At 61.0% G+C, this 25,727-nt stretch carries 20 protein-coding genes and 4 pseudogenes; 13 read left to right on the top strand and 11 right to left on the bottom strand.

Annotated features, from left to right (window positions below; translation table 11 throughout):
- The first annotated feature begins 77 nt into the window (after positions 1-77).
- Positions 78-1,698 (top strand): annotated as a pseudogene (locus tag OZ411_RS27095) (acetolactate synthase large subunit).
- A gap of 675 nt (positions 1,699-2,373) precedes the next feature.
- Here the strand turns inward: OZ411_RS27095 and OZ411_RS27100 are convergent.
- Positions 2,374-2,620, bottom strand: a pseudogene (locus OZ411_RS27100) (hypothetical protein); the annotation flags it as partial.
- 743 nt (positions 2,621-3,363) lie between these two features.
- On the opposite strand from OZ411_RS27100, the gene OZ411_RS27105 reads away from it, so the two are divergent.
- Together OZ411_RS27105 and OZ411_RS27110 are read left to right on the top strand one after the other, a co-directional pair.
- Positions 3,364-3,561 carry a hypothetical protein gene (locus OZ411_RS27105; RefSeq protein ID WP_282530409.1) on the top strand — a complete coding sequence of 66 codons (198 nt, stop codon included), beginning with the start codon at positions 3,364-3,366 and terminating at the stop codon, positions 3,559-3,561.
- A gap of 402 nt (positions 3,562-3,963) precedes the next feature.
- Positions 3,964-4,290 carry a hypothetical protein gene (locus OZ411_RS27110; protein ID WP_282530410.1) on the top strand — a complete coding sequence of 109 codons (327 nt, stop codon included), beginning with the start codon at positions 3,964-3,966 and terminating at the stop codon, positions 4,288-4,290.
- 280 nt (positions 4,291-4,570) lie between these two features.
- Here the strand turns inward: OZ411_RS27110 and OZ411_RS27115 are convergent, their stop codons facing one another.
- Positions 4,571-5,104 (bottom strand): isochorismatase family protein, encoded by a 534-nt coding sequence (locus OZ411_RS27115; protein ID WP_282530411.1) that lies wholly within the window; start codon positions 5,102-5,104, stop codon positions 4,571-4,573.
- A 4-nt stretch (positions 5,105-5,108) separates the two neighbouring features.
- Positions 5,109-5,732 carry a TetR/AcrR family transcriptional regulator gene (locus OZ411_RS27120; RefSeq protein ID WP_282530412.1) on the bottom strand — a complete coding sequence of 208 codons (624 nt, stop codon included), beginning with the start codon at positions 5,730-5,732 and terminating at the stop codon, positions 5,109-5,111.
- Between the two features lie 85 nt (positions 5,733-5,817).
- Between OZ411_RS27120 and OZ411_RS27125 the strand changes: the two genes are divergently transcribed.
- Both OZ411_RS27125 and OZ411_RS27130 read left to right on the top strand, forming a co-directional pair.
- A complete protein-coding gene (locus OZ411_RS27125) occupies positions 5,818-7,368 on the top strand; it encodes a 4-hydroxyphenylacetate 3-hydroxylase N-terminal domain-containing protein (protein ID WP_349017038.1) in 1,551 nt (516 codons plus the stop codon).
- A gap of 79 nt (positions 7,369-7,447) precedes the next feature.
- Positions 7,448-9,349 carry a propionyl-CoA synthetase gene (locus OZ411_RS27130; RefSeq protein ID WP_282530413.1) on the top strand — a complete coding sequence of 634 codons (1,902 nt, stop codon included), beginning with the start codon at positions 7,448-7,450 and terminating at the stop codon, positions 9,347-9,349.
- Between the two features lie 26 nt (positions 9,350-9,375).
- On the opposite strand, the pseudogene OZ411_RS27135 reads toward OZ411_RS27130, so the two are convergent.
- The 3 genes and pseudogenes from OZ411_RS27135 to OZ411_RS27145 form a co-directional block, all read right to left on the bottom strand.
- Positions 9,376-9,599 (bottom strand): annotated as a pseudogene (locus tag OZ411_RS27135) (cytochrome P450); the annotation flags it as partial.
- 24 nt (positions 9,600-9,623) lie between these two features.
- Entirely contained in the window at positions 9,624-10,016 is a 393-nt protein-coding gene (locus tag OZ411_RS27140; protein WP_282530414.1) for a hypothetical protein, read from the bottom strand.
- Positions 10,017-10,256: 240 nt separating this feature from the next.
- Entirely contained in the window at positions 10,257-11,588 is a 1,332-nt protein-coding gene (locus OZ411_RS27145) for an MFS transporter (protein ID WP_282530415.1), read from the bottom strand.
- A 290-nt stretch (positions 11,589-11,878) separates the two neighbouring features.
- Here OZ411_RS27145 and OZ411_RS27150 point away from each other — a divergent pair, with 290 nt between their 5' ends.
- The 6 genes from OZ411_RS27150 to OZ411_RS27175 are packed head-to-tail and all read left to right on the top strand — an operon-like array spanning position 11,879 to position 17,390.
- Positions 11,879-12,733, top strand: coding sequence for an FAD binding domain-containing protein (locus OZ411_RS27150; RefSeq protein WP_282530462.1), 855 nt, complete (start codon positions 11,879-11,881; stop codon positions 12,731-12,733).
- Positions 12,730-13,989: a molybdopterin cofactor-binding domain-containing protein gene (locus OZ411_RS27155; protein WP_282530416.1), complete on the top strand. Its 1,260-nt coding sequence runs from the start codon at positions 12,730-12,732 to the stop codon at positions 13,987-13,989. The genes OZ411_RS27150 and OZ411_RS27155 overlap by 4 nt, the downstream gene beginning before the upstream one ends.
- The gene (locus tag OZ411_RS27160; RefSeq protein WP_282530417.1) at positions 13,958-15,067 is read left to right on the top strand and encodes a molybdopterin cofactor-binding domain-containing protein; all 1,110 of its coding nucleotides are present in this window, start codon (positions 13,958-13,960) and stop codon (positions 15,065-15,067) included. Before OZ411_RS27155 ends, OZ411_RS27160 begins: the two co-directional genes overlap by 32 nt.
- Before the next feature lie 49 nt (positions 15,068-15,116).
- The gene (locus tag OZ411_RS27165) at positions 15,117-15,629 is read left to right on the top strand and encodes a (2Fe-2S)-binding protein (RefSeq protein WP_282530418.1); all 513 of its coding nucleotides are present in this window, start codon (positions 15,117-15,119) and stop codon (positions 15,627-15,629) included.
- Positions 15,630-15,640: 11 nt separating this feature from the next.
- Complete coding sequence (locus OZ411_RS27170; protein ID WP_282530419.1) at positions 15,641-16,195, top strand: MarR family winged helix-turn-helix transcriptional regulator; 555 nt, start codon at positions 15,641-15,643, stop codon at positions 16,193-16,195.
- A gap of 28 nt (positions 16,196-16,223) precedes the next feature.
- Positions 16,224-17,390 carry an FAD-dependent monooxygenase gene (locus tag OZ411_RS27175; RefSeq protein WP_282530420.1) on the top strand — a complete coding sequence of 389 codons (1,167 nt, stop codon included), beginning with the start codon at positions 16,224-16,226 and terminating at the stop codon, positions 17,388-17,390.
- A 249-nt stretch (positions 17,391-17,639) separates the two neighbouring features.
- Here OZ411_RS27175 and OZ411_RS27180 read toward each other — a convergent pair whose 3' ends face one another.
- Both OZ411_RS27180 and OZ411_RS27185 read right to left on the bottom strand, forming a co-directional pair.
- Positions 17,640-18,251: a LysE family translocator gene (locus OZ411_RS27180; RefSeq protein WP_282530421.1), complete on the bottom strand. Its 612-nt coding sequence runs from the start codon at positions 18,249-18,251 to the stop codon at positions 17,640-17,642.
- A 9-nt stretch (positions 18,252-18,260) separates the two neighbouring features.
- A complete protein-coding gene (locus OZ411_RS27185; protein WP_282530422.1) occupies positions 18,261-19,973 on the bottom strand; it encodes an acyl-CoA dehydrogenase family protein in 1,713 nt (570 codons plus the stop codon).
- Positions 19,974-20,224: 251 nt separating this feature from the next.
- Between OZ411_RS27185 and OZ411_RS27190 the strand changes: the two genes are divergently transcribed.
- Positions 20,225-20,884 (top strand): TetR family transcriptional regulator, encoded by a 660-nt coding sequence (locus tag OZ411_RS27190; protein WP_282530423.1) that lies wholly within the window; start codon positions 20,225-20,227, stop codon positions 20,882-20,884.
- 332 nt (positions 20,885-21,216) lie between these two features.
- Here the strand turns inward: OZ411_RS27190 and OZ411_RS27195 are convergent.
- Positions 21,217-22,505 (bottom strand): annotated as a pseudogene (locus OZ411_RS27195) (amidase family protein).
- An 86-nt stretch (positions 22,506-22,591) separates the two neighbouring features.
- Here OZ411_RS27195 and OZ411_RS27205 point away from each other — a divergent pair.
- A complete protein-coding gene (locus OZ411_RS27205) occupies positions 22,592-23,608 on the top strand; it encodes an integrase core domain-containing protein (protein ID WP_282530426.1) in 1,017 nt (338 codons plus the stop codon).
- 481 nt (positions 23,609-24,089) lie between these two features.
- Here the strand turns inward: OZ411_RS27205 and OZ411_RS27210 are convergent, their stop codons facing one another.
- Both OZ411_RS27210 and OZ411_RS27215 read right to left on the bottom strand, forming a co-directional pair.
- A complete protein-coding gene (locus tag OZ411_RS27210; protein WP_282530427.1) occupies positions 24,090-24,470 on the bottom strand; it encodes a RidA family protein in 381 nt (126 codons plus the stop codon).
- Entirely contained in the window at positions 24,467-25,714 is a 1,248-nt protein-coding gene (locus OZ411_RS27215) for an aminotransferase class I/II-fold pyridoxal phosphate-dependent enzyme (RefSeq protein WP_282530428.1), read from the bottom strand. The genes OZ411_RS27210 and OZ411_RS27215 overlap by 4 nt, the downstream gene beginning before the upstream one ends.
- Between the last annotated feature and the right edge of the window lie 13 nt (positions 25,715-25,727).

Here is a 25,727-nt window from a genome sequence, read left to right on the forward strand (position 1 = left end):
ACCCGCCCTGCCGCCTCAAGCGGCGGGCACCTGTCCCTGATTATCGTGTCTCACGATAAGGGTGCACTTCATCCGATCTGCTCGTGGCGGCTCTCGAAAACGAGGGCGTCGACCGCATCTTTGGCGTCCCCGGCGAGGAGAACCTCGACGTCGTCGAGAGCTTGCGCAAGTCTTCCATCGAATTGGTCGTCACTCGTCACGAACAGTCCGCCGCCTTCATGGCTGCGACCCACGGGCGCCTCACAGGGAGGCCCGGTGTCGCCCTCAGCAACTTTGGGGCCGGGCGCCCTGAATCTCTCTACAGGAGCTGCCTATGGGCTCTTGGGAGGCATGCCGATGGTCCTGATCACTGGCCAGAAGGCGATCCACGCCAGCCGGCAGGCGCACTTTCAGATCGTGGACGTCGTCGCGAGCATGAAGCCGCTCACGAAACTGTCGCAGCAGATCGTAAGCGCGTCTTCCATCGCGACCGTCGTCCGGAATGCTTTCCGGATTGCGATGGAGGAGCGTCCCGGACCCGCGCACCTCGAGCTTCCGGAAGATGTCGCGGCGGAGAAGGTTTCCGGCGTGCCGGTCGTCCTGGTCCACCCGACCGATCTCCCGGCGCCCTCGATGGACGCCGTCCGGAAGGCCGCCGAGCTCATCCTCTCCGCGAAATGCCCGTTGCTTATGTTCGGTGCCGGTGCCAGCAGGCCAAGGCTCGCGCCCGCGCTCTCCGAATTCGTCCGCGGGGTGAAGATCCCATTCTTCAACACGCAGATGGGGAAGGGTGCCGTTGGTGAGGCTTCCGACTACTATGTCGGCACGGCGGCGCTGAGCGAGCGCGACTACGTCCATCGCGCGATCGACTGCGCAGACCTGATCATCACCATCGGCCACGACACCATCGAAAAGCCGCCATTCATCATGGGACGTGGGCGCCATCAGGTGCTCCACATCGGCTTCACGCCCGCGACAATCGAGGAGGTTTACTACCCGCAAGCTGAACTAATCGGCGACATCGCGAAAGGTCTCGACATGCTGGCGGCCGAGATCGAAGGGAAGCTCAAGCAGACCACGCGGTGGGACGGCGTGCGCGCGGACATCCTCCGCCACATCGGCGACCGTGCCAACGAAGACCACTTTCCACTGACGCCGCAGCGGATCGTTCACGACGTCCGCCAGGTCATGCCACCCGACGGCATCGTCGCGTTGGACAACGGGATGTACAAGATATGGTTCGCGCGCAACTACCGCACGGACGTCGCCAACACGCTGCTGCTCGACAACGCGCTTGCGACGATGGGAGCGGGGCTTCCGTCGGGCATGATGGCGGCACTGCTGAATCCGAAGCGACGTGTGCTCGTTGTCGCCGGCGACGGTGGTTTTATGATGAATTCGCAGGAACTGGAGACCGCGCAGCGTCTGAAGCTCGACCTCGTCGTGCTCGTAATCGAGGATCGCGCCTACGGGATGATCAGGTGGAAGCAGGCCGTCGACGGTTTCGGCGATGCGGGGATGACTTTCGGCAATCCGGATTTCGTCGCCTACGCGCAGTCCTACGGTGCCCAGGGTCATCGCGTGACCGAGGCGGGCGGTCTGGCACCGAGACTGGAGAAGGCCTTCGCAGCCGGTGGCCTCCATCTCGTGGTGGTGCCGGTGGACTACAGCGAGAATGTTCGTGTTTTGGTGGACGAACTAGCCGACATGCAGCACTAGGCCCTGTGGACTCTAAGGATTCACACATCAGGTCGATGCGACCTGATGTCATCCGGCTCTAGCCTTTGTCGAAGCCTTGGCTTGCGCCTCCAGGAACAGATCGACGAACAGTCTCGATGGCGGCCCGGTCGCGGGCGGTCTTGTGATATTTTGCCCGGCGTGTCGCGCGACAGGTTGAACCGGTCAACGTCACACGCGCCGCCGTCGAATTCAGCGATCACTGGGCGTCCCTCGACCGGCGCAAACTCGCTTGGTTGACGCTGCATTCCGTCTGCATCAGGCCGCCTCAGGAAGCGCGCGATCGATTGCGTGGCACTCTTCCTGGACAGTTGCCGCACTTCTCGCCCCAGCCGGGGTCTTAAATCGAGTTAGCTACCCGGTCCGTTGGGGCGAAGCACGGAATCGCTTTCTGTCCATCGAGATTTTGCAGCGGAAGCCAATACCCACGACAACGCAGGCCATAAATTACAACGTAATTTCAATAACATATGCGTTCGCAGTTTTATTCTGAATGGCGCGCCAATTCTGCGATTTTCTAGGCCAGATTACGATTTTGCGCGATTTCGTCCACGAGACGACGGCGCGCTCGCATCGCTAAAGTTCGAATAAGACCGGCGCCGCGATGTCGTTTCGGTCGGTGCTAGTAGCGTTGATGCCGAGCGCCAGCGACCATTTGTCGAACGCGGTCACCTTTGCAAGGCGTGCACCGTTGTAGGGTGCGTCCGTATTGCTCGGTGATGTCGAGAAGCCGTTGCCGAACATGTTCGGGACAATGATGAAATAAGCAGCGGGATCGAGCGCCTTGCCGGCGCCGATGAGCCATTCATTCCCGAGATGCGTACCGGAATACCAGCACGGATAGATGATCACGTTGCTCCGCTTTGCGTTAGGCGTTCCGTAGGGCGTAGGCCAGGCGCGCGCCCCCTCAGCGTCTGGACGGATTGCAGGCGATATCGCCGAGGCAGTTTGTAAAACATGCGTCGTTTTGCGTCCCGCGCCGACTTGACGACAACGCCTGGAAACGAAGACTTCAGTTCAGCAACCTGGGCCTGCACGCGCGTGCAAGTCCGGCCTCATCGGCCTCGGCCTGCACCGATGTTGATTTGGCATTTGCGATGCGTCAGGCGGTAGCGCCAAGACTTCAAGACGCTTTTACCTTCCGCTTCAGAGCACGCCGCTTTTGAGTAGCGGTCAGCTTACGCCTAAGCGAGACCAGCGCTGCCACGGTAGTCTTGTCCTGAGATTTTCGAATCGACACTTCTGTTATGGTCATGATGCTCCCCAAAGCGACAATGGTCGAATCTTTGGAGGACTTGATCAAGATCACCGAAGCGTACTCGTCCTGATCAACTTTGGAGTGTTGCTTTGAAGTGACACGCGTGAGACGGAGTTGCACCTACAGCAGCGGAATACTCTTGCAGCGCCAAACCGCGCGGTGCCTGGCAAGTCTGCTAGATGCTGGATCGCGTCTCCGCACGTCTCGCAAATGCGGACCTTGTCCTGCGGTTCACTGACTGCGATCACCGAAGCTATTCCTCTAAGCTACAAACCAGCGATACTTGGACAGTCAAAGCGCGGTGTGAGTCTAAATGATGTAGATGCTCGCCCGTAAAATTACGGGGTCGTTCAAGCGCTCCCAGCATTAACCTAACCGCGAAACGGATTGTGCTGACCGGCGCCCGCGAATGCATTGCGAAGAAGACCTACATTCGAGCCCATGGGTATCCGGCTGTGCATTTCGATGCAGTCGTGAACAAGCTCAAGGATAATCCGGGTTGGACCATGCGCGAGCTAGAATGCGGTCACGACGCCATGCTCGACATGCCGCAACAGCTTGCCGACCTTCTTATGGCAAGTGCGTAGAGCCCGCGTCGCACGCGTCCACTGGCGCTGCCATCAGTATGGAATCCGAAACTCTGAAAAGTGCGAGTCGGATTGACTACGTCGATGGCGGGCGGAAGCTGCTCGGATACGCCGGCGAGCGACCGCGAGGTGAGGCCGAAAAGGAGAGGCAGGCACTAGCGGCTGCGGTTCGAGTGAATTCGCGGGCGTGCCCTTGCTCACAGTGCGCTGAGGCTGCGCTGCGCAAGGGGCGTTGCACTAGTCACCGGAGATCGCGATGCAGACCACGATCCCGCGCCAGCTCGCTTCGATCGCAAAATGGACACTAGTCTCACATGATGAAGGGCTCGCGGGGGGCGTGCGATGACGTCCTTGTCGATCGCCGCTAGAGTTCGCGGCACATCGTCAATAAAGGGAGCTGTGATGCCGTGGTACGCCTACATCGCCTGGTTCTTTGCCGGCGCATTTCTTACCATCGCGATCCCACATGTCGTGCAGGGTATCTGCGGAAACTGCTTCCAGACGCCGTTCGCTTCACCGCGCGGCGTCGGCGAGTCCTCGGCGGTCGCCAATGTGATCTGGGGTTTTGTTAATCTCGCCATCGGCGGCGCACTGATCGATCTCAGCTTCCCGCCCCAACTGATGCCCCCGTGGACGATCTGCTTCACCGCGATGATCGGCGGGCTCGCCATCGCCATCTACCTTGCCAAGCATTTCGGCAAGGTCCGCAACGCCGCGCCCCATCCGTGACGAAGCGTGCTTGCGACTCCGTCCTTGAGAGCTGGCCGGCGCATCGATGCTCGCGTATCGGGTTCTGGTGGCGCAGCTCGATCTGCTCGAATCTGCTTTGGGCTTCCCAAGTGGATTTCGACCGTGGGACCGCCATCAAGCCGATCTCGTCGACGTACCGCGAAGCAAGACGACGTAGTCGAAGGCATCGCGGCAGAAAGCTCCGACGCGATGTTCCTCCGTCGGATGCCGCCTCTCAGTGTTTCACGCCACTCCGGAAGATCTGCTGCAAGTTCGCTTTCTATTTAATCAGACCAATCGCATCTCGGAAATTTCGGTGCTGCGCCGTTTGAAGCCATTCGAAGATAACGATCTCGGTTGTGACAACCTCTGCACCATGTCGCTCCATGCGTCGAATGGCGGTCTCCTTGTCCTCCGGACGGCGTGAGCCGAGGGCGTCGCGCACCACATAGGTTTTCCGCGAGGTCTGCAGCAGGCCAAGCACCGTCTGCTGGACGCAGACGTGAGACTCGCATCCGGCGACGACGAGTTGCGCATCGGGTGGAACGCGAGCGAGAAAGCCATTCTCGCGGCAGGCGTCGAAGAATTGCTTGTGGACCAGCCGGTCCTGCTCGACCGGCAGTTCGTCGACCGTGGCGCCCAGGCCCTTCGCGTTCTGTTCGGTGAAAAGGCGAGGAACGCCGATCAGTTTCGCCGCCTCGACGAGGCGGCTCGCATTTTTGATGGCGGCTGCGCCTTCATAGATTGCGGGCATCAGACGCGACTGGAAGTCAACGATCAGGAGAAGGGAACGCTCGGGATCTATAGTCAACATGATGTCAACCCTCGCAAAGGTGGGCGATACGGTGCTTGACGAAGGCTTCCATCAGGTCGGGCGCCGAGGCGCCGAACATCCGGATACGGCCGGTGTGGAGCAGCAGGAGAAGTCCCGTGGCGTGGGCAAAGCAATCGACCATCAGGTGATTTGCCTTCTGCCGTGATGTTCCCAGCTCGATCGCGGCTTCGGCGATCGGCCGCAGCGCTGCCTCAAGAGCCGCGTTGAGTATCTCATCACGTTCGTGGCCAAGACCCGCCGGCTTCATGCCACCACGGAAGAGATAAAAGCCGAGATCTAGATCGCGCGGATTCTCGGCGTAGAAGGTGAAGAACGACATCGCTGCAGCCTTCAGCCGCCGCGAGGGAGTCCTGGTCTGGGCCACCGCGTCGTTGACCGCGGCGCCGAGGGAGGCGAGGGATGCCTTCAGGACCTCGGCGTAGATCGCTTCCTTGGACTCGAAGTGGAAGTAGAGCGCGGCCGGTGTGTAACCGGCACGAACCGCGATGGCTCTGAGGCTCGCGCCCTCAAGACCTTCCTCGGCAAACACCTGTTTCGCGGCGCAGAGAATGAGTTCCCGCTTGTGTCCGCTGACTGCCTCGCGCCGGCTCTGCCGCTTTTCCACCATCTGCTCCTCGAATCGCGCTTGACATGGATTCTTACAGTGTTAGAAAATCTAACAGCGTTCAATAAATTGAACAAGGGGGGTCGCCATGCTGATGTCGGGTGCCGATTACCGGGAATCTCTTCGCGCTTACAAGCCACGGGTCTTCGTGAACGGGAGCACGGTAACGAGCGTGGCTGATGAGCCATTGCTCGCGCCCGGCGTCGCAGGTGTGGGCGTCACGTACGACTTTGCGCTTCGTGAGGAGCATGTGCCGATCATGACGGCGCGGCAGGGTACATCCGACAAGACCGTCAACCGGATGCTGCATATCAACGAAACCTCCCAGGACCTGCTGTTCAAGCTCGAAGCTGTGCGTCTCGTGTGCAAGACAGTTGGATGCGCGCAGCGTTACCTTACTCACGATGCTCTCAACGGCATCTATCAGTCGACGAAGCTGACCGATGACCGTCATGGCACGGACTATAGCCAGCGTTTCCTTGCTTATCTCCACGATATTCAAGACAAGGACCTTACTCTCGGCGTTGCAATGACGGACGCCAAGGGCGACCGGTCGAAGCGTCCGGGGGTTCAGGTCAATCCCGACGTTTACGTGCATATCAAGGAGCGGCGGCCGGATGGTATCGTAATCCGCGGCACCAAGGCCATCGTCACGGGCGCGCCTTACATGCACGAATTTCTCGTCATGCCGTGCCGGACCCACAATCCAGAAGACAAGGATTTCGCTGTATGCTGTGCCGTCCCGTGCGACGCACCAGGCGTGACGATCATCGCTCGCCCGGCCGGCCGCCCTGGTGAGGCGTCGGCCAAGTTTTCGGCCAAGTACGGCCAGTCCGTCGGCGTCGTGATCTTCGATGACGTCTTTGTCCCGCATGACCGCATCTTCCTGGCCGGCGAGACGGAGGAGGGCGGCTTCCTCACGACGTCTTATGCCACGCACCATCGGCACTCTTGCATCGGCGCCCGCGCCGGGTTCGGCGACCTCTTGATCGGAGCCGGAGCCCTTATGATCGAGGCCAATGGGCTCGACATCGATCGCCACGCTCACATTCGCGAGGCGATGGTCGAGCTCATCACCATCACGGAGAGCTTCTACGCCTGCGGCGTTGCCTCGTCCGTCTATTGTACCAGGGATCCTGCGGGATCGGTGATGCCGGACGCGGTCTTCTCCAACATCGGCAAGCTCTTGCTCGCGACCAAGATCTACGACATGCACCGCGTAGCCCACTACGTCTCTGGCGGGTTGATCGTGGCCCTGCCGGGACCGGAAGAAGACCATAATCCGGAGACCAAGGCGTCGCTCGCAGCAGTCATGGGCGGACGGCCGGATATCCCCGCCGACAAACGGGCCGAGGTGGCGCGCTTTATTGAGGATCTGACGGTCTCGCACGAAGCGGGCTGGTACTCGGTGATCTCTCTTCATGGCGGTGGTTCGCCGGAAGCAATGAAGCGCGAAATTTGGCGCAACTACCCCGTTATGGAGAAGATCGAATTGGTCGAGGGGCTCCTTGACCGCGGTATCCTCGACGAAGGACGCCGTGTCTCGAAGCAGCCGGGCCGCTGCTGCGCGACCGGATGTCAGGTGCCCGAGCCCCATCAGCACAGCGAGGTGCTGAAACTCGAGGGTGCGGCCGAATAGCTTCCGCTCCTCGGGCCCTCCATTCACCGACGTTCGATGGACGGCTCATTCTGACTGTCCGTAGCTTGCGGGATGACACATGAGTAGTTCCTATCGCGAGGTCTACGACCGCTGGAAATCGGATCCGATCGGATTCTGGAAGGCTGCGCAAGCCGACATTGACTGGTTCGTTCCCGCGACAGAGATCTATCGTTCGGACATCAAGCCGTACGGGCGCTGGTTTGCCGACGGCGTCTGCAACACCTGCCATAATGCCGTCGATCGCCATGTCGACGGCGGTCGTGGCGAACAGGCGGCGATCATCTACGACAGCGCCGTCACCGGCACGAAACGGTCGATTAGCTACGCCGAACTGCTGGGGGAGGTTCAGGCATGCGCCCTCATGCTCGAGGATTTTGGCGTGAAGCGGGGCGATTGCGTTCTTTTGTACATGCCAATGGTGCCGGAAGCCCTATTCGGGATGCTTGACTGCGCGCGTATTGGCGCAGTCCACTCCGTTGTGTTCGGGGGCTTTGCTGCGCCCGAACTCGCGACGCGGATCGACGATGCCAAGCCTCGGGTGGTGCTCTCCGCATCGTGCGGGATCGAGGGGAGCCGCGTAATCGAGTACAAGCCACTGCTCGACAAAGCGATCGAACTGGCCAAGACCAAGCCAGACGCCTGTGTGATCTTTCAACGCAGTCAGTCAAGGGCAAAGCTAATCCTCGATCGCGACCATGATTGGCAAGCTTCGACGACGCGCAAGGCGGCCGAGTTGCGTGCCGGCCGCAAGTCCGATTGTGTGCGCCTGGCGGCGACCGATCCCCTATATATCCTTTACACGTCGGGAACGACGGGCCAACCAAAGGGCATCGTACGGGATAATGGCGGGCATCTGGTCGCGATGCGCTGGACGATGTCTGCCATCTACGGGATGTCTCCCGGCGAGACCTTCTGGGCCGCCTCCGACGTCGGCTGGGTGGTAGGTCATAGCTACATCACCTACGGACCCTTGATCACTGGCTGCACAACGATCCTCTATGAGGGAAAACCGGTCGGTACGCCCGACGCCGGTGCGTTCTGGCGGGTGATTTCCGAGCACGGCGTGAAGGTCCTTTTCACAGCCCCGACCGCGATCAGAGCGATCCGGAAGGAGGATCCTGGGGGAAAGCTGCGAGCCCAGTATGACTTAAAGGGATTTCGTGCACTCTTTCTGGCGGGCGAACGGGCGGACCCGGAAACCGTTCGCTGGAGCGAGGAGACCTTGGGCGTCCCGGTGATCGATCACTGGTGGCAAACAGAGACTGGCTGGTCCATTGCCGCGAACCCGATCGGTCTCGGCATGCTGACGATCAAACACGGCTCGCCGTCCGTCCCCATGCCCGGCTACGATGTCGAAATCCTCGATGCCGAAGGTCGGAGTGTTCCTGCCGGCGAGATGGGCGAGATCGCGCTGAAACTTCCTCTGCCGCCCGGCGCTGCGGTCACACTCTGGAACGCCAACGACCGCTTTCAGCAAAGTTATTTGTCGCGTTACTCCGGCTACTTCAACACAGCCGACGCGGGCTACCTGGACGAGGATGGTTACATCTGGGTGCTTGGCCGAACCGACGACGTTATCAACGTCGCCGGGCACCGCCTGTCGACGGGCGCGATGGAGGAGGTGATCCTCTCCCACTCCGCCGTCGCCGAGTGTGCGGTGGTTGGTTGCAAGGACGAACTCAAGGGGGAATTGCCCTGCGGCTTGATTGTCCCGAAGAGCGGGATCAATGTCAGCCCAGACGTGATCGGCGAAGAGATCGTGGCAATGGTTCGCCAGCACATCGGTCCGGTGGCGGCACTAAAACGCGTTATCGCCGTCGATCGATTGCCAAAGACCCGTTCAGGCAAGATCCTGCGCTCAACGATAAAGCGGATTATGGATGGCGAGCCCGTGACGATACCATCAACGATCGAGGATCCTGCGGTACTCCACGAAATCGGGAGCGTTGTGAAAAAATGACCGCTATGTCCGACGCTGATGGAACCCTCGTTGTACTTGGTGACGGACCAATAGGGCTCGATAGGCGCGCTCGAGCAGTAGTGCACTGACGCTTCCTTGCGTAACCGTTCAAACCAGGGCCATAGCGTATCAGTTTGGAAGAGCTTTGGTGCGCCAGGGTGGAATTCTCTAAAGGGGTCGCATAGGCGTCGTCGTAGGCCCTCGGGAGGGCGGCTGTACGGTCGGCGTTAATGGCGCTGTTCGTTTGCATTGTTGTTATCCAGATATTGTTGGCTCAGTGGATCGAAAGCTTGCGAGCAATTTGGGAAATCCATCTGAAATGGGGGCTCGCGAACTGAGCGATCGTCAGGGTCGTGTTGACGAGCTGGAAGAAGAAACGTGCACGTTTAAGATGCCGTTTGCTGGCGTGCATGGCGGCTCGCCGAGACAGGTTGCGCGGTCGCAATGGAATCGTCATCGAGGTATTCTTTGATACGACAACAGGGCGTTCGCCGGGACAAGCCGAGTGCAGAGCGCGATATGTAAGAGGATAGCTTCCCATCTGCATCGTGTTGCCGGAGGCAGACATGTGCGGGCCTGATTGCATGGAATCTCCTTGAGTGGGCCGCGGCAATTGCTGCACAACATAGAGGATTGGGGCCAGCCAGGTGTGATCTGCGACGCCCATCGTGTTGAACTCTGACGCCCTTAGGGCGTGTCCTCGGAACTGCCGAATGACGAGGGTGGGAGATTGCAGAAGCGTTCGTCGCAACTTTCAGGATGGCAGACGCGAAGCGGTCTCTAGAAGCCAAGAGATACTTCAATCGAGGCGATCAACCGGCTCGATGCATCGTCAATCTGGTTGGCACAAATGAGCGTCGGCGATCGGTTCTTCCCATCTCAATGGCGGTGACCGGTTGAGCACGTGTCACTGAAGTGGTTGCCGTCTGGTTTCAATGCCGATCAGTGCAATCGCCACGGCGGCGATGATCAAAAATCCGGCGAAAACGGCGCTCGCTAGGGAAAGGCTTTTTGTTACGATCGGCGCGATCGCGGTCGGTGCCAGGAAGCCGCCAACCCTGGCGGCAGCCCCTGCGGCTCCCATGCCTGTCGCCCGGTCGCTGGTCGGATAGATTTCCGGCGTGAAAGCATAGAGCGCACCGAATGCGCCGACGAGCGCGAAGCTCATGCTGAGGATGGCCGCAGCAATCTGAGCCGGAGTCTCCGCCACCGCGAAAGCAAAACAACCGGTGGCACTAAGAACAATGAAAGCAATCAACGTGGGCCGTCGGCCCCATCGCTCCACGCCAAACGCAGCCAGGCCATAACCGGGAAGCTGCGCCAGCGCAGTCAGGACCAGGAAGTCAGAGCCGCGCACGAAGCCGAAACCCTCGCCTGCCAGTCGAGCCGTCAGCCAGGTAAAGATGCCGTAGTACGAGACCGAAATCAGCAGCCAGGCGATAGCGATGAAGATGGTTTTGCACCGCAGTTCCGCGGACAGCAATCCGCGACGGCTTTGCGGCGCGCTGCTTTGCAGGGTGGGCATTGCCGAATCGAGTTGCTTGCCATTGGCGACGGCAACGCCTTGCAAGATATGGGTCGCAGCCTCGGCCTTGCCGGTTTTCAAGAGAAAGAGCGGCGATTCCGGAAGGGACCTTCGCAACCAAAGTCCTGATAGAGCGGGCAGGGCGGCGCACGCAAGCAGCCAACGCCATGCATGCTCCGGCGACAGCGAGTGAACCGCCCAGGCAATGACAGCGACTGCGAGGGATCCCAGGGCCCAGAAGCCCTCGAGAGCCACCAGCCAGCGTCCCCGGCTTCGAGACGGCAGAAATTCCGCCATGGTGGCGTAGTCGACGGGCAGCGTTCCACCGACGGCGAATCCGGTCAAGAAACGGCCGAGCAGGAGGAGAGGGAAACTGGGAGCCGCCGTCGCCAGCAATCCGAAGACCGCGTCGCACGAGACCGTGATCAAGAATATGCGGCGCCGGCCAAATCGGTCCGCAAGCGCGCCGAAGAACGGAGCCCCGATCATCATCCCCAGGAAGAACGCGGCGCCGGTCTGAAGCGCCAACGCGATCGATATCCCAAAGGCGGCCGCGAGCGAAGGCGCGGAAAAGCCCGTCGCCAGCACCTGCATGGCATCCGCGGCCCATACCAGCCCGAGGATCGCAAGGAGGCGAAACTGAAACCGCCCGGTGCCGGCACGTTCGAGCGCTTCTTCATAGGTCTCAAAGCTAGCCTCGCTCACGATGGTCATGTGATCTCCCGGGTAGCATAAAGGTTGGTACACCTTATTATTTTAGCTGCTGAAAATTCGGGCAAATGAACTTCATGTGTATCAAAGGACGGCGATATCACAAGCGTGTTTCGACTAGTAAACGCGCTCGACACGATACCTTCGTTGCTGCATTTTACTTGGTGCACGTTTCATTTTTTGGTCCCGGCCGTTTGATTAAGACCAAGGGGACCGACGGCTCGCTGCAAGCCGGCTGACTTCAAGGCATAAACAATCGTGGGCAGGGTGTTTACGGGATGCGGTACTTGCAAATGAAATCGGCTTCTTTCACGCGTCACGTGCCGAAGACAGTCGGCGAAGCCATATCAATGCTCGCCAGACTTGCCGCTGAAGACGGAAGAGTGCTCGCCGGGGGGCAGAGCCTCGTGCCCATGATGGCGCTTCGCATGGCGCGACCGGCCCATCTCATCGACATCAATGAGGTTGCCGGCCTCGACACGATCGTTAACGACAATGGACGGCTCGCGATCGGCGCTCTCGTGCGCCACGGCGCGTTTCACCAGCCGGTCACGGAAGGTCCGTTGGGGCGGCTGCTGACGGTTGTCGCCGATAGCATCGGAAACTATCCGATACGCATGCGTGGAACCATGTGTGGCAGCCTTGCTCATGCGGACCCGGGATCCGAATGGTGTCTGACGGCCGCCACGCTCGATGCCGAACTGGTCGTCCGCAATCAAGATGGAGAGCGCCGGATTCCGTCGAATTTGTTCTTTGACGGGATCATGTCGACCACCTTGAAGGAAGATGAGCTTCTAGTCGAAATACGCTTCCCCATTTTGCCGATGGATACGATGTTCGGTTTTTTCGAATTCAGTCATCGTGCTCGGGATTTGGCGCTGGCCGCATCGCTCGTGACCTACCGGTTGGAGGAGGGACGAATGCGAGATGCGCGGCTGGGAATAGGCGGCGCGGAACCAACGCCGCGCCGCATCGCGGCCGCCGAAGTAGCTCTTAACGGCAGGCGTCCCGGCAGCGAAGCGTTTCGTCTGGCGGCTCGAACGGCCGCGCACGCGGTCGAGCCCATGGACGACAGCCAGATCGGCGTGGAGCACCGGCGGGACCTCGTCGAAGCGGTTGTTCAGAGAGCGCTGGAGCAGAGCTTATGAGTAAGTCGACCAAAGGATCTGGCACGTCATGGGTCGGCCGCGCAATTCGGCGCTTGGAAGATCCGGCGCTTGTCCGCGGAAGAGGCCGCTTCACGGCCGATTTGCACGCTGCGAACAGCGTGAAATTTGCGCGGAGCCCGGTAGCGGCAGGACGGATAAAGGCCGTCAAGGGGCCGGCGGGCGCTCGCATCATCACGGCGACCGATCTCTCCGACGTCAAACCTATTCGGCCGATGCTGCACAAGTTCAACTATAGACCGATCGCGCAGCCGATCCTCGCCAGCGGCATCGTGCGCTTTGTCGGAGAATGCGTTGCCGCGGCGATTGCGCCGACCGAGGAGGAGGCCGAAGACATCGTCGACGGCATCGAGATCGATATTGAAGAGACGGAGCCGATCGTCGGTGTGCATGATGCCATCAGCTCGACGCGCGAGCCTGTTCACACTGAGGCGCCAGGCAACATCGTCGTGGAGGGCCAGATCAAAACGCCTGGCTTTGACACGACATGGGCATCGGCGACCAAGATCATAAAGCTTCAGGTCAGGTCGCACCGACAGAGCGCATCACCGATCGAACCGCGTGCGGCTCATGCGTCCTATGATTGGCCAACCGGGCGGATCACCCTGACTTATACCACCCAAGCTCCCCACCTCATGCGTACCGCCATTGCTGACCTGCTGGGGTTACCGGAGGCTGATCTGCGCGTCATCGCACCTGATGTCGGCGGAAGCTTCGGGCAGAAGATGTCGCTCGCGCCGGAATGCGTCGTGATCGTCTGGCTCGCCCGCACATATCGCAGCTCGTTTGCGTGGATCGAGGACCGCCGCGATAACCTGATCGCGGGTCTGCATAGCCGCGACCAGCATATCAGTCTCGAAGGCGCGTTCGACGAAAGCGGCCGATTGCTTGCGCTGTCGGCGGATGTTCTTGCCAATATCGGCGCCTATTCATGCTTTCCGACGACATGCGGCGTCGAGCCGTTGATGGCGATGGTGGAGATGCCCGGTCCCTATGATGTCCGGCAATATGCATGTCGCGCCCGCGGCATCACGACCAACACCTGCACCATGGGACCCTATCGCGGAGTCTCACGTCCGGCCATTACGTTCGCCCTGGAACGGCTGATAGACGAGGCCGCACATGGCCTCGATCTGGATCCGGTCGAGATCCGGCGACGAAATCTGATCGACACGTTTCCTTATACGTCGGCCACTGGCCTGGTCCATGACCAGTCGTCCCATCTGGAAAACACTTGAGATTGCGGTCAAGCATATCGATCTTACGTCGTTCCGAAAGCGCCAAGGCTTGGCCTGGAACGCCGGCCGTTACCTTGGCGCTGGGATAGCGACCTTTTCCGAGTGCACGGGGTACGGAAGCGCCGCTTTCGCCGCACGCGGGATGGAGATTACGCCTGGATGGGAGTGCACCGAATTGACGGTCGATCCGTCCGGCTTCATCGAAGCGCGGATTGGCGCCTCGCCGCACGGCCAGGGACTACGGACCACCTTGGCGCAGATCATCGCAGACGAGCTCGGTGTCGAGCCTCGGAACGTAAGGATCATCCATGGCGATACCGATCGAACGCCCTATGGCTGGGGAAGCTTCGCGAGCCGCTCGCTGGTCATCTCCGGCGGGGCAACGTTGATCGCCGCCCAGAAGGTGCGGGCCAAGCTCATCGGGATGGCCGGTCACCTGCTGGAGGCGCAGCAGGAGGACATCGTCTTGAACGAGGGGAGGGCAAGAGTCATAGGCACGGATCGTTCGATCACGATCGCGGCCTTGGCGGGCGAAGCGTATCACCAGACGCATCGTTTCAACGGCATGATCGATCCCGGCATCTCCGAGAAGGGCTTCTATGATCCCCTCGGTACATTCTCCAACGCCTGCCACGCCGCGATCGTGGAGGTCGACATCAAGACCGGAAAGGTCAGAATCGAGAAATTCCTCGTGGTCGAAGATGCCGGCCGTCTCATCAATCCGATGATCGTCGATGGCCAGGTCCACGGGGGTGTCGCGCAGGGCATCGGAAACGCGCTGCTCGAGGAGATTAGATATGACGACACGGGAAATATCCTCACCTCGACCTTCGCCGACTATCTGTTGCCGACGGTACACGAGATCCCGACGATGGAGTTGCGCCATCTCGAGACCTATACCAACGCCAGCAATCTCAAGTCCAAGGGTATCGGCGAGGGCGGAACGATCGGCGCCCCTGCCGCCGTCGTGAATGCCATCAATGATGCGCTGCGGCCGTTGGGAATCACCATTAACGAAATGCCCGCAACGGCGCAGCGCATCCATGCCGCGGTGCGCGCAACAGGCAGGAATACGTGACGCCGAACTGGTCCGCAGATCTTGTCGTCGTCGATGAGGTGCACAACCAATGGACGTGAAAGCGATTGTCAAGCTGACCGTCAACGGACAGGATTATCGCGTCGATGTCGAGCCGCGACGGACGCTGGTCGACGCCATCCGCAGAGATTGCGGGCTGACGGGAACGCATATCGGCTGTGAGCACGGCGTTTGCGGCGCCTGCACCGTGATTGTGGATGGCGATCCGGTGCGCGCATGCTTGATGTTCGCGGTGCAGGCCGAAGGCAAGGACATCAGGACCGTTGAAGGATTGACCGCAGATAACGAGCTGCATCCGGTTCAAAAAGCCTTCATGGAGCATCACGGACTGCAGTGTGGATTTTGTACGCCCGGCTTTCTCATGCTTGCGGTCGCGGTGTTGGAACGGGACCCCGATATCGGCGACGACGCTCTGATCGATATCCTGTCATCAAATCTCTGCCGCTGCACCGGCTACCAAAATATCGTCAGAGCTGTACGGATGGCTGCCGCTGACATGCGGGAGCGTTCACGCTGCCGCGACGTCCCTGAGAACAAATTTTGAGTTAGCCAAAGATGCCGAGTAACCCGCGCGGCCGCAAAACCAAGCATGTGCAGAACCGACAAAATCGGGAGGTTGTGCCCTCGCAGCGTCCTGAGAAAAAGTATGATTTTTACGCGCAGGTCGGATATTTGCTTCGCCGCGTATTCCAGCGGCATACGGCGATCTTTCAACGGATGAGTATCGATCCGCAACTCACGGCCATTCAGTTTGTCGTACTCTGCGTCATCGCTGAAAACTCTCCTTGCTTCCTGACGACGATCAGCCGATCGGCCGCGCTCGATCCAGCAACGACTCGTGGTGTCGTCGAAAGGCTCAGCAAAAGAAACTTGATCACGATTACACCTGACAAGGTCGATCGGCGGCGCGTGGCTGCAGAACTGAAGGAGAAGGGGCGGCGGCTGGTCGAGGAGATGATCCCCTGCTCGCTCAGGATCACCGAAGCGACGATGTTCGGGCTCAACGCGGCCGAGAGGGTGGCCCTCCAATTCCTTCTCACCAAGATCATCGAATCCGGCGATCCTGACGAAATCGAGGATGCGTCTCTGTTTGATTTCAAGCGTCGATGACCCCTTGGCCTAGTGGAGGGTAGACAACGTGAAACGAATTCGGCCTCGCATTGCAATCGTCGGCGCCGGCCTCGGCGGAGCCACGGCGGCCATCCTACTATCGCGGGCAGGATACGCAGTGAGCGTCTACGAGCAGACCGCAGCCTTCGCGCGCGTGGGCGCCGGAATCCATTTGACCCCAAATGTCATGAAGGTCATGCGCCACATCGAGGTCGAGCGCCGGCTCAGAGAGACGGGATTCGAACCGGCAAATTGGCCAAGCCGGGACGGGGCGACGGGTGAGGTGTTGCTGGAGATCACTCTTGGACGCGTGGCCGAAGAACGCTACGGCGCGCCTTATCTGACGGTCCATCGAGGTGATTTTCACGACATTCTCACAAATGCCATTCCGCCCGGAGCCGTCCATTTCAACAAGCGGCTCGTCGGGCTCGATACGACCGAAACTATCGCAAGATTGAAATTTCACGACGGCACTGAAGCGGAGGCCGATCTGGTCATCGGCGCTGACGGTTTAAATTCCAAAGTTCGCGAAATATTGCTGGGACCGGAAAAGCCCCGCTACTCCGGTTCAGTTGCGCATCGATCCGCGTTCCCTGCGTCGCTGTTAGGTGAGTTGCGGCTGGAGGACTGCGTCAAGTGGTGGTCGCCGGATCGGCATGTCGTGGTGTACTACGTCACACGATCCCGCAATGAGGTCTATCTGGTCACCGGCGTTCCTGAGCCAGAGTGGACTGCCGAAGCCTCCTGGCTCCCCAGCACGACAAACGAGCTGCGGCGGGCGCTCGAAGGTTATCACCCGGACATACAGCGGCTGATCGGCGCGTCTCAAGCGATGACGAAGTGGCCGCTGATGGAGCGAAAACGTCTGCCCTTGTGGGGCCGCGGAGGCGTCGTGCTACTGGGAGATGCCTGCCATCCCATGAAGCCGCATATGGCTCAAGGCGCAGCGATGGCGATCGAGGATGCGGCGATGTTGGTGCGTTGTTTGATCGAAGTCGGCGCCAATAGCCTCGGTTATGCGCTCGAGCTCTATGAAGCCAATCGGATCGGCCGGACCACGAGGGTCCAGCAGGGCTCGCAACGGAACACCTGGTTGCGCGATCCGTCCGACGGGAACCCGGATTGGGTGTTCGGCTACGATGTGTTTGATGCGGCGCTCGTGCCGACAGCAGCCGGCGGCTCGAGCTTCGGATAGGCATCCCGATATGCGTTGAATACGAAGCCTCTCGCATTGTACGCGGCATTTTTCGTAAACATGTCCTGCCAAACAAGTTCGTAGTCAAAACCCTAGCGGCGTAATCTTGATTGACATAGGACTGCATAGGCCCCCGGACCTATTATGCTCAGCCTGAGTTTTGTCATTCATGACCCATAGCCGACCTCAGGGACGCAGATGGCCAAATCCGCCTGCCGTCTAGAGCAGGCGTCGCAGAAGCTGGCCATTCTAGTTACGTGCCATGTTAACTGCCGCGAAAGCCAACAGGCTGCCTGCGATCCCATCGACAACGCGCTGATACGACGCTTTGACGGTGCCGACACGGCCGATGGCCGCCAAGACGATGCCGACCGTACCGTAGACCAGCGCGCAGAGACCGATGAAGATTCCCGAAAGCAGGACCGCTTGCTGGGCGATGCCTTCATTCGCGTTCATGAAGTTCGGCAGGATCGCCAGGTAGACCAGGAGACCCTTCGGATTGAAGAAGCTGGTCATGAAGCCCTTCGCGAGCGAGGCGGGCGGAGCGTTCGGATTCAGAGAGATGCTTTGCCCGTCGATGGCGGACCGGATCATCCGGATCGCCAGATAGGCAAGGTATGCGACGCCGCACCAGCGCAGCGTTTCGAACAGGATCGGCGACGCCGCGACCAGCGTGGCGATGCCGAGCGCAGCCAATACGGCGTGCGTCACGTAGCCGAGTAACACGCCGGCGTTGGCTCGAAGGGCCGCCGTGCGGCCACCCGCCAGGGCCTGAGCCGCGATATAGATGAGGTCGGGCCCCGGCGTGCAGACGAGCGGCAAGACGGTCGCAGCGAACACAACCGACTTGGTCGCATCCATCGGGCCGCCTCAGGCAGCGACCACGGCGCGACGCATTACCTTCTGCGCCTTTGCCTGGTCGAGGGTGAATGCCAGCGTCCCGTAGTGCGAGCCCCAGGAGCCCGATCCGTTCGGGCCGCGGGTTGCGAGAAAGATGTCGACGGCCTCCTGAGTGCTGTGGCGCAAAAGCTCGGCGCCCTGCAGCAGACGCGCAACTGCTTCCGTCATCGGACGGGCGACGAACTCGTCCTCGACGGCTTCGCGAACCAGCGTTTCGGTATGAAGGACCAGCGCGTCGAAGCGGCCGTCCTGACCGAGAAGGGGGCGGGTCTCATCGAAGAGCGCCTGGATCGTACGCGGATCCTTGGCCATCGCGCGGCGCACGTCCATGCACATCATGTTCGCGGTGCCTTCCCAGACGCTATTTAGCGGCGCCTCGCGATAGAGGCGGGCGATGGGACCCTCCTCGATGAAGCCGTTGCCGCCGTGGCACTGCAGCGCTTCGTAGGCGATGGAGGGTGCGCGTGAGCAGTTGAAGAACTTGGCCGCGGGTGTGGCCACTCGGGCCAGCAGACGTTCGTGCTCGACGTCCGACAGTCGGTCGGTTGCCTTGGCGACGCGCAGCGCCATCAGCGTTGCGGCCTCGACCTCGACGGCCATGTCGGCGAGCACGTTGGTCATCATCGGCCGGTCCGCGATTGAGGTGCCGAAGGCCTTGCGGGTCGTCGTGTGCTGCAGCGCCAGCGTGAGCGACTGACGCATCAGTCCGGCGGACCCGATCGCGAAGTCCAGGCGCGTCAGATGGGCGTGCGATAGGATCTCTCGGATGCCGTGACCTTCCTCGCCGACGCGGATCGCCATCGTGCCAGCGTACTCGACTTCGCTGGATGCGTTCGACTTATTACCGGCCTTGTCCTTCAGACGCTGAATAAAGAAGTTGTTGAAGCTGCCGTCGGGCAACGTGCGCGGCAGGAAGAAGCAGGTCACGCCGCCGTTCACCTTCGCGAGCGTAAAGAAGCCGTCCGACTGCGGCACCGAGCAGAACCACTTGTGGCCGGTGAGTTCGTACCAGTTCGCGGTCTTGCCGTGGTAGTGCTCGGCGTGGGAGAAACGGGCCGTGGTCTGGGTCTCGCGGAGATCCGAACCGCCCTGCTTCTCCGTCATGGCGTAGCCGATGACTACCGACGACTTGTCGGCAACTTCGCGCCGGCTGTTTTCGTATTCGGTTCCCTTGGCCTTCTCCGCCCAGATCGCGAGCGCTGGCTCGGCCTCAAACCCGGCGTAGGAAGCGTAGGCCATGCCGGTCGGGCAGGCGGTCCCTTGCTCGACCTGGTTCCAGACGTAGCTTAGCACGGCGCGCGCGTAGTGGCCGTTCTTCTGGTTGGTTCGCCAGGCCAGGTTCGGCACTTCGTGCTTCCACGCCAGCGACATCAGTTCGTGCCAGCTCGGGTGAAAGTCGACCCAGTCGACGCGGTTTCCGAAGCGGTCGTGGGTCTTGAGCTCGGGCAGATGGCGGTTGGCGAGCCGAGCGAGCTCCTGCACATGCTCGTCGCCCGCGATGGCGCCGAGCGCCTCGCAGCGATCCGCGGCCCAAGGAGCCTCCCGCTCGATCGCGGCGCGCAATACCGCGTCGCCGGTGAAAGCGTTGAAGCCGGTCGCGGGCTTGGCCTGGTTCAGAACCTTGTGGGTGCCGTAGCGGCTGGCGGAGGCATCGAGCGTGTTTGAAGTGAGAGCTCGGGTCATGGGGACGTCTCCGGATCGTTTCGGGGTTCGTGAATGCCACTATCGCCCGGAAAACTGATGGTCGGGCGGCTGCCGCCGAGCCGAATTCCGGTTCATTATTCTAGCGCAACCTTAGAAAATAGAACTCATATTCATCTTTGGGAAGCCGAAGGGAATTTCAAAATTCGGCTTCATTCTGCGCAATACTTGACACGGATCGGTTTTCGAATCAAGATGAAAGTGAATTCGTTTTCATGTTTAAGGCGGCCAACATGGCGACCAGGGAAGTCCGTGCACTCGATAAGAAGACGCAGATCCTCCGTGCCGCCCGCGGCGTGGTGATGGACGGCGGATTCCAGGAGCTGCAGATGAACGCGGTCGCGGCCGCCGCAGGCATCGCCGTCGGTACGATCTATCGGTATTTCCCGTCGCGCGCCGAACTCTGCTCCGCTATCGTCAGCACGGTCTCGCAGCGGGAGGTCGACGTCTTGTCGGGGATCGCCGTCGCCGAGGGCGAACCGTCGCAGAAAGTGAGGGACGCGGTCCGCGCGTTCGTGCTGCGCGCCATGCGCGGCAAGCGTCTTGCCTACGGCCTCATCTTCGAGCCGATCGATCCGGAAGTGGAGAGCACGCGGCTGAAATACCGCCGCGCGATAGCACGGGTGTTCGAGACTATCATCAGAGAAGGCGTCGCCGCCGGCGAATTCCGCGAACTCCGCGTCGAAGTCGCGGCCACCTGCCTGGTGGGCGCCTTCATGGAAGGCCTCATCAGCGTACTTGCGCCCGGTGCCGCCGGCTTTCCGGCGCGGCCCGAAGAGTTTGCGGACTCCATCGCCGATCTTTGCCTCGCGGCCGTTGCTAAGCCCGGCCGGTTGCTGGTCGAGCAGCGGCCCATCGGCGCTTCTGAGCCGATCGCGCTGAAAAAGCCCTGAGCTGCGCAGCGCGCCACCCATCGCGTCCACCAGCCTCATCGAACGGAGGCGGGTCGAAAGAACGCCACGGAGGAAGTCATGTCTCGCCGAACTTGGGATGCCGCCAGTTTGCGCCGGCGCCCGGCGAACTTCGCGCCGCTCTCGCCGATCAGCTTTCTGGATCGCGCCGAGCGAGTGTTTCCCAACCGCGCGGCGCTTGTCTACGGCGATCACACCGAGACCTGGTCGCAGCGCCATCGTGGGATCGGATATCGGCTCCATGTACGAAATCGTGTCATGGCACGCCACGCTGGACTCGGAACGTGTGCCGACAAGTGCCGGCCGGCGTCGCGCTAGCGCGGGAGTTTCAAGCGACCAAGTGCCTGCTCCAATGCGTAGCTTGCCTGCAGCACGCGTGCATCGGCGCGCGGTCCGCCTACGATCTGCACGCCGATCGGCAGCCCGGCAGAGGTGAGCCCGCACGGCACGCTGGCGGCGGGCAGGCCGGTTTGGTTGGCCCATGATGTCAGCGTAGGAAAGGGCGGATGATGCGGATCGAGGCGGGCAATCTCCGGGGCGCTGATATTGATGACGGGCGCAACCAACAGATCGTAGCGCTCGAAGAAGGTGTTGATGCGGCTGCCAAGTTCGCCACGCGCGACAACGGCATCCACGAAGGCCTGTGCCGGCAACCCCTCGCCGATCCGCACAAGCGCCTGCATCGACGGGTCCAGCCTGCTTGTCCGTTCACCGAGCTTCCGGCCAAGCCGCGCCGAGAACGAGCACCAATGGACGCGATGCACGTCGGCGCAGGCTGCAATTTCCGTCGGGTGATCGGCCTCGATCCGGGCGCCCAGGCTTTCGAGGGTCTTGAAGGCGATCCGAACCGCGGCGGCGATCTCCGGCTCCACATCGATGTCCATGCCGAGATTGTCGCTGACCGCGACGCGCGATCCCTCGACGCCACGCGCGAGGTCCGCAGCATAGTCGGCACCGTCATAGGGCAGCGCGTACCAGTCGTGAGGATCGGGACGCGCCATCACGTTGAGCATCAGGGCAGCGTCGCGCACCGACCGCGTCATCGGGCCGATATGGCTGACGGTCGGATAGGCGCCGCGGGGATGATGCGGCACACGACCGAAACTCGGCTTCAAGCCGTAGATCCCGCTCCAGGCCGCCGGCACCCGGATCGAGCCGCCGCCGTCGGTACCGACCGCAAGAGGAGCGATGCCGGATGCCACCGCCGCCGCCGCGCCGCCGCTCGAGCCGCCGGGACTGTGAGCGGGGTTCCAGGGATTGCGGGTGATCCCGGTCAGCGGACTGTCGGTGACGATCTTGTGGCGTAGTCCGGCAGCGTCGTCTTTCCGAAGATGACCGCGCCGGCCTCGCGCAGCCGCGCCACGCACGGGCTATCGGGACCTCGCGTGTCGGGCTCGGCAATGGCAAGCGAACCGAAGCGCGTCGGCCAGCCTTGCGTGTAGACGTTGTCCTTGATCGATACCGGCACGCCGTCGAGCGCGCCAAGCGGCGTGCCGGCGCGCCAGCGCTTCTCGGATTCACGGGCGGACGCGAGCGCTGCATCGCGGCCAATGATGACGAACGGGTTGAGCGTCGTCTGCGTCGCCTCCGCCCTTTCGAGCATGGCCGCTTCGACCGGTGAAAGCTCCCTGTGTGTACCGAAAACCTCATCCGAGTTGATGAGGTGACGGAATCACCTAAGCTGGCGGAATGATCGGGCTGTTGTTTTTCGCTCTGGCCGTCCTCGCCTCGCCGCTCAAGTCGAAGATGAGGCTTGAGGCCGAGAACGCGGTGCTTCGACATCAGTTGATTGTTTTGCGGCGCAGGCTGCCCGGCCGTGTCCAATTCGCGAATAGCGATCGCTGGTTCTTTGTCCAGCTGTATCGCTGGTTCCCGTCTATCCTTCAGGTTCTTACCATCATCCGGCCCGAGACGGTCATCTGCTGGCACCGGTCTGGCTTTCGCTATTATTGGCGTTGGAAGTCGCGATCTTTGGGAGGCCGGCCGCAGATCGCGGTGGGGCTGCGCGCGTTGATCCGGCAGATCAGCGTCGAGAACCCCCTTTGGGGCGCGCCGCGGATCCATGGCGAACTGCTCAAGCTCGGGTTTGAGGTCGCGCAATCAAGCGTCGCCAAATACATGGTCAAGCGGCGAGGGCCGCCCAATCAGGGATGGCGGATCTTCTTGCGTAATCACGCGCCGGAAATTGCCGCCATGGATTTGGTCGTTGTTCCGACCGTAGGCTTCGATCTGCTCTATGCCGTCGTCGTCGTCCGACTGGACCGCAGAGACCTGGTCTGGATCAACGTCACAAGGAATCCGACGGCCGAATGGGTTGCTCGCCAAGTCACCGAGGCCTTTCCTTGGGACGAGGCGCCGGGCTACATGATCCGAGACCGGGATTGCATTTATGGCACCATCGTCACACGCCGATTGCGGGCCATGGGAATTCGGGACAAGCCTACCGCACCGGCATCGCCTTGGCAGAATGGCTTTGCCGAACGGCTGATTGGATCAATCCGCCGCGAGTGTCTCGATCATGTCGTCGTTTTTGGTGAGGCGCATCTCCGCCGGATTCTGCGATCCTACTCACGCTATTACAACGACATCAGAACGCATCGATCATTGGACCAAGATGCGCCGGTCTCTCGCCCGGTTCAGCGGACCGGAAGCATCAAATCGTTCCCCATCCTCGGCGGACTTCACCACCACTACGCTCGAGCTTAGGTTTCGGTACACACACGGGTCGGGTTCGATTTTCTGCGATGTTGTTTGCTCTCCAACTATGTCGGTGGTCTTGATCTTTCATCACGTACGTTTCGCGAGTAAAACCTGAGTTGACCCAGTCACTTGCGTGCTGCATCAAGCCGATGATTGAAGGAGGTACCGTAAGCTGGTCGAGTGTGGGGAAAGGCGGTAGCGCTCCCCGGCTACCACCGGCTACGATTTCCTACGCCGCACTACGATTTTCTCGATTTCGTACGCTTACTGGTAGCGGTGACGCACTCATGCCGGGGAGCGCGCCATTTCATCGGCGGCTTTAGCATAGAGGTCGGCTTTACGGGATTGATCTAGCCTCCGCCGCGGAGGGAACTTGGGAGAGATGTCTCGGGCGGAATGCGATCGATAGAGGCGACCGATGAAGAAGATGCGCTCCAGAGTTCGGCCCAGGCGCTTGCTATCGCGCAATGCTGCGTGGTCGGTCCTGTCACGCCAGCAAAATGGCATCGATCTCGATGTCGAAATCGATGAAGCCGCTCTGAGTCAACGTGCGGGCCGGTGGTGGATCCCCAATATACTCCGCGAACACTTGGTTGAACGCGGGAATGTCCCCGAGTGACCGAAGATAGACATTTATCTTCACGGCGTGCCGAAGCGAAAGACCCGCGGCAAGCGCCACGGCTTCGAGGTTGTCGAGCGCAAGACGAGCTTGCTCGACGAACGGCGCATCGCTGATGCGCCGCCCATCCTTTGTTCGAGGTGTTTGGCCGGCTAGAAAGACGAAGCGTCCTTCTGCGCTGATGGCTTGCGAATACGGACCTGCCGGTGCGGGCGCCGCGACCGTCGAAATCGCCTGGCGTCTCGTCATGCAACCGCTCCGGAAATGCGGCGCTTCTTCTTCAGCTTGTCCAGCGTGCGAACCATACGATCTAGCGCCGAGCTCCACTCGGTCTCATCCCGCGCGTAGCAAACCCGAAAATGTCCGCCGCTTGCGGGGCCAAATTGGTATCCGGGGCTGACCAATACGCCAGCCTCCGTGAGAAGAGCCTCGGCCACCGTCGGCCCGGGAAGCTCAAGGGCGCTGACGTCGGCCCATGCATAGGCGGTGCCACGTTGCGGCTGCCATTTGAGCCAGGGCAGCTGACGCAGCTTCTGCTCGGTGAGCCTCCTTAGCGCAGTGAAGGCGATCATGCGCTCTGCCAGCCAGGCATGGTCGTCGCGCAGCCATGACGTGAGGAGATGCTGCGCATAAGCAGGTGCGCGCAGCGCAGTGACGGACAGCACGTCCTCAATGCGGGTAGCTATCTTCTCCGGTGCAAGCACCACGCCAAGGCGGTAGCCGCTCAAGGATTCGGTCTTGCTCGGCCCAAGCAATGTCACCGTGCGCTCAAACATGCCGGGCTGCGCAGCCAAGTGAGTGAAGGGTCCCTCGTGTATCAGTCTGGCATAGAGTTCATCCACCAGAACAGTGACATCGTAGCGCTTTGCCAGTTCCGCGATGCGGCTGATCACGGCCTCCGAAAATGCCGCGCCAGATGGATTGTTAGGATGAGAGAATACGAACAGCCGAGCGCCGCGGCTCGCAAATTCGGCTTCCAGGACGTCGAAGTCCGGATGTGGGTCGCCGGCATCGAGATGCAGCGGAACATGGCCCGCCTCTGCGCCGAGAAAGCGAAGGATTCGTTCGCTGAAGAGATAGTCCGGCTCCATCAGAGCGACACGATCGCCTTCCTGAACCAGGGCGCCCAGAGACGCGAACAATCCGCCTTGGGTGCCGGGTGTCAGGATGACGTTCTGCTCGGGACGCAATGTGATCCCGACAAACCTGCCCGTGCTATCCGCCACGTCCTTGAGGACATCGGGATGTCCGCGGTAACCCGTATAGGCGAGAGCTCCATCGCGCGCGGCCCGGTCAAATGTCTCGACGGCCCAGGGAGGCGGCGGAAACCTCACGGTGTCGAAATGGGTCGTGTCAAGAAAACCGGCTGGGGCCTTGGCCAGCAAATCGAGATCCGCCTGGCGTACTGATTTATCTCCCAAGCCGGCCCGGCCAGAAATTCTCAAGCGAGCTAGACGGTCCTGTGGCGCACTTTGTCGAGCGGAGTCGTGCATCTGGGTTCTCCAG

It is taken from the genome of Bradyrhizobium sp. Arg237L, from assembly GCF_029990105.1.
In the GTDB taxonomy this organism is placed as follows: Bacteria; Pseudomonadota; Alphaproteobacteria; order Rhizobiales; family Xanthobacteraceae; genus Bradyrhizobium.